Below are 607 nucleotides of genomic sequence, written 5' to 3'. Positions count from 1 at the left end.
AGCGCCCCGACGCCCAGGTGACCGTGCTCGACAAACTCACCTATGCCGGTAACAAGGCCTCCCTCGACTCGGTGGCCGAGCGCATCGAGTTCGTGCACGGCGATATCGCCGACGCAGATCTCGTCGACCGACTCGTACGCGAGACCGATCTGGTGGTTCACTTCGCCGCCGAATCCCACAACGACAACTCGCTTTCCGACCCGTGGCCGTTTGTGCACACCAACGTCATCGGCACCACCACCTTGCTCAACGCGGTCCGCGAACACGACGTGCGCTACCACCACATCTCCACCGACGAGGTCTACGGCGATCTCGAACTCGACGACCCGGCCAGATTCACCGAATCGACTCCGTACAACCCGTCGAGCCCGTACTCCTCCACCAAAGCCTCCAGCGATCTGCTGGTGCGTGCGTGGACCCGATCGTTCGGAGTGCGCTCCACCATCTCCAACTGCTCCAACAACTACGGCCCGTACCAACACGTGGAGAAGTTCATCCCGCGTCAGATCACCAACATCCTCAGCGGCTCCCGGCCCAAGCTCTACGGCGCTGGCCAGAACGTACGCGACTGGATCCACGTCGACGATCACAACAGTGCCGTCTGGGC

Annotated in this window: 1 protein-coding gene; it reads left to right on the top strand. The window is 62.4% G+C overall.

The window, feature by feature from the left end:
• Positions 1-607 (top strand): dTDP-glucose 4,6-dehydratase (locus J1M87_RS28255; protein ID WP_206492951.1); only part of this gene is annotated, 607 nt, incomplete at both ends.

The organism is Rhodococcus sp. KRD162 (genome assembly GCF_017168335.1).
Taxonomy (GTDB): Bacteria; Actinomycetota; Actinomycetes; order Mycobacteriales; family Mycobacteriaceae; genus Rhodococcoides.
Note: the sequence above shows the minus strand (reverse complement) of the source record. Positions and strands in the feature narration are given on the sequence as shown.